This is a genomic window from Kitasatospora sp. NPDC007106, from assembly GCF_040634455.1.
Lineage (GTDB): Bacteria > Actinomycetota > Actinomycetes > Streptomycetales > Streptomycetaceae > Kitasatospora > Kitasatospora arboriphila.
The window spans coordinates 1-3,637 of record NZ_JBEYFP010000610.1; the positions used below are offsets into that span (position 1 = coordinate 1).

Here is a 3,637-nt window from a genome sequence, read left to right on the forward strand (position 1 = left end):
TTCCGATCCCGGCGCGGGCCAGCGACAGCACCCCGAGGACGCGGCCGCGCCGGCGAGTCCGCGCGGGCCTTCACCGAGGACGACACGCTGCTGGTCGGCGACCTTGCGGGGCGGGCCGCCGTCGGGATCGACAACGCCCGCCGCTACACCCGTTCGCAGGGCATCGCCCTGCAGCTGCAGCAGGCGCTGCTCGCCGAGCCGGGCAACCCGCACCCGAACCTGGAGCTCGCCTCCCGCTACCTGCCCTCGGGCACCAGCTCGGTGGTGGGCGGCGACTGGTACGAGACGGTGCGGCTGCCGTTCGGGCGGACCCTGCTGGTGATGGGCGACGTCATGGGGCACGGTGTGGAGGCCGCGGTCGACATGAGCACCTACCGCTCGATGCTGCGGGACGTGGCCGGGATGGACCTGCCGCCGCACCGCATCCTGCGCCAGCTGGACGCGCTGATCTCGGAGAACGAGTCCTCACGTCCGGCGACCTGTCTGCTCGCGCTCGCCGACCCGGGCCGCAACCGGTGGACGTTCTCCAGCGCCGGCCACCTGCCGCCCGCGCTCGTCCTCGCGGACCGGCCGACCGAGCTGGTCGTGGTGCCGACCGGCCCGCCGCTCGGCACCGGCCTCGGCGGCTACGAGCAGCAGGCCCGCGAACTGCTGCCCGACCAGGTGCTGCTGCTGTACACCGACGGCCTGGTGGAGCGGCGCGGCGAGGACATCGACGCCTCGCTGGCCCGACTCGCCGCGCTGCGGCTGCCCGCCGCCGGCGACCTGGACGACCTGCTGGACTCGGTCCTCCACGCGCTGACACCGGAGGCCGCGGAGGACGACGTGGCGGTGCTCGCCGCCCGGGTCCGCAGGCGCTGACCGGTGCGTCTCACGGCAGGTTCTGCTCGGCCCAGATGACCTTGCCGGTGTCGGTGTAGCGGGTGCCCCAGCGCTCGGCGATCTGCGCGACCAGGAACAGGCCGCGACCGCCCTCGTCGGTCGAGGATGCCTGCCGCAGCCGCGGCGAGGTGCTGCTGCCGTCGGAGACCTCGCAGATCAGCGACCGGTCGAAGAGCAGCCGCACCCGGATCGGGCCGGCGGCGTGCCGGATCGCGTTGGTGACCAGCTCGCTGAGGACCAGCTCGGTGCCGGGCTCCAGCAGCTCCAGGTCCCAGCGGCGCAGCTGGGCGGTGGCCGCGGCCCGGCTCTCGGCGACGGCCGCCGGGTCGGGGGGCACCACCCACTCGGCGACCCGGTCGGCGGGCAGCGCGCGGGTACGGGCGACCAACAGCGCCACGTCGTCCTCCGGGCGGTGCGGCAGGAGTTCCTCCAGCACGGCCCGGCAGGTCTCCTCCGGGCTGCGGTCGGCATGCGAGAGCGCGGCGCGCAGCAGGTCGAGCCCGATGTCGATGTCCCTCGTCCGGGCCTCCACCAGCCCGTCGGTGTAGAGCACCAGCTGGGCGCCCTCGGGCACCTCCAGCTCGGCGGTGGTGAACGGCATGCCGCGCAGGCCGAGCGGCGGGCCGACGGGCGTGTCGGGGATCTCCACCGTGCCGTCCGGGTGGACGAGGACGGCCGGCAGGTGGCCGGCCCGGGCCAGCCGGCACCGCCGGGAGACCGGGTCGTAGATGGCGTACAGGCAGGTGGCGCCGATGATGGCGCCCTCCATGCCGCCGGCCGTCTCCTCCTGGTCGATCCGGCTGACCACGTCGTCGAGGTGGGTCAGCAGTTCGTCCGGGGCGAGGTCGAGCGCCGAGAAGTTGTGCACGGCGGTGCGCAGCCGGCCCATGGTGGCGGCGGCGTGCAGGCCGTGGCCGACGACGTCGCCGACGACCAGGGCGACCCGGGCGCCGGAGAGCGGGATGACGTCGAACCAGTCGCCGCCGACGCCGGACTGGGCGGGCAGGTAGCGGTAGGCGAGGTCGAGGGCGCTCTGGTCGGGCAGGCCGCCGGGCAGCAGGCTGTGCTGCAGGGTGACGGCCATGGCGTGTTCGCGGGTGTAGCGGCGGGCGTTGTCGATGCACAGGGCGGCCCGGGCGACGAGTTCCTCGGCGACGGAGCGGTCGTCCTCGTCGAAGGGTTCGGGGCGGTCGGAGCGCCAGAAGCTGGCCATGCCGAGCACCACGCCGCGGGCCTGCAGGGGCACCGTGAGCAGGGCGTGCACGCCGTACTCCTGCACGCCGGTGGCCCGGTCGGGGTGGTACTGCTGCCAGGCCGCGAAGGCGGCGGTGAGGTCGGGTTCGAGGACGGCGTCGCCGGAGGCCATGGCGCGGGCCCGCGGGGTGTCGGGGACGAGCGGGACGGGCTCGCCGACGGGGATGAACGGGGAGTCGGGGCGGACTCCGCTGTGGCCGGCGCGGAACATCACGCTGGGCGTGCCGCCGGGTTCGTCGCCGCGCAGCACGGGTTCGGCGAGGTCGACGGTGACGAAGTCGGCGAAGACGGGGACGGCGGAGTCGGCGAGCTCCTGGGCGGTGCGGGCGACGTCGAGGCTGGTGCCGATCCGGCCGCTGGCGTCGTAGAGCAGTTTGAGGCGGCGTCCGGCGAGTTCGGCGCGGCCGGAGAGGGCCTGCAGTTCGGTGGAGTCGCGGAGGGTGACGACCCGGCCGGGCGGTCCGCCGTGGATGTCGGTGGCGCGGACGTTGACGGCGAGCAGCCGTTCGCCGGCGCTGACCACCCGGTCGGTGACGGTCTCGCCGGAGATCAGCAGGTCGGTGAGCGGGCGGTCGAGGCCGAGGGCGGCGACCTTGCGGCCCTCGGTGTCGGCGGGCAGCGGCAGCAGGCGGCGGGCCTCGTCGTTGGCGAGCAGGATCGTCCCGGAGCCGTCGAGGATGAGGACGCCCTCGCGGACGGCGTGCAGCACGGCGTCGTGGTGCTCGTACATGCGCGTCATCTCGGCGGGGCCGAGGCCGCGGGTCTGCCGGCGCAGGCGGCGGCCGACCAGGGCGGTGCCGGCGGTGGCGAGGGCGAGGGCGCCGGCGGCGGTGGCGAGCAGCAGCGGCAGCTGCTGGTCGGCGGTGTCGGCGATCTTGGCCTTGCGGACGCCGGCCGAGACGATGCCGACGACGCTGCCGTCGGTCTCCTTGACGGGGACGGTGGCCTGGACGAGCGGGCCGATGGTGCCGTTGACGCTCTCGATGACGGTGTTCCCGGCGAGGGCGGGGGCGATGGTGCCGACGAACTTCTTGCCGATCCGGTCGGGCATGGGGTGGGTGTAGCGGATGCCCTCGGTGTTCATCACGACGATGAAGTCCACGCCGGAGGTGACCCGCGCGGCTTCGGCCCGCGGCTGCAGGACGACGGTGGGTTCGGGCGTGCTGAGCGCCTCGATGATGCCGGGCGAGTTGGCGAAGGCCTGGGCGACGGCGAGCGAGCGGTTGGCCGCCTCGCGGGTGATGTCGCGGCGCGACTGCAGCACCAGTTCGACGCCTGCGGCGACCACCAGGAGCAGCACGATGACGACCTGGAGGACGAACACCTGGCCTGCGACGGAGCGCATTCGCAACGCCGACCACGGACGTCGACCGGTGGAGTCGGGGACCGACGGGGCCCGGGATCGGGCAGTACCCGGAGCTGGAGGCCGACCGCAAGCGCATCGAGACGGTCGTCACCTCCGAGGAGACGGCCTTCCTGCAGACGCTGAAGGCCGGCACCA

The 3,637-nt window shown here is 74.4% G+C and carries 2 protein-coding genes; one reads left to right on the plus strand and one right to left on the minus strand.

All coding sequences use genetic code 11. The annotated features are described in order from the left end of the window. Nucleotides 1-861, plus strand: an 861-nt coding sequence (locus tag ABZ641_RS29370; protein ID WP_359986597.1) for a PP2C family protein-serine/threonine phosphatase, incomplete at its 5' end; no start/stop codon positions are given. A 10-nt stretch (nucleotides 862-871) separates the two neighbouring features. Here ABZ641_RS29370 and ABZ641_RS29375 read toward each other — a convergent pair. Then, the gene (locus ABZ641_RS29375) at nucleotides 872-3,481 is read right to left on the minus strand and encodes a SpoIIE family protein phosphatase (RefSeq protein WP_359986599.1); all 2,610 of its coding nucleotides are present in this window, start codon (nucleotides 3,479-3,481) and stop codon (nucleotides 872-874) included. Nucleotides 3,482-3,637: the final 156 nt, after the last annotated feature.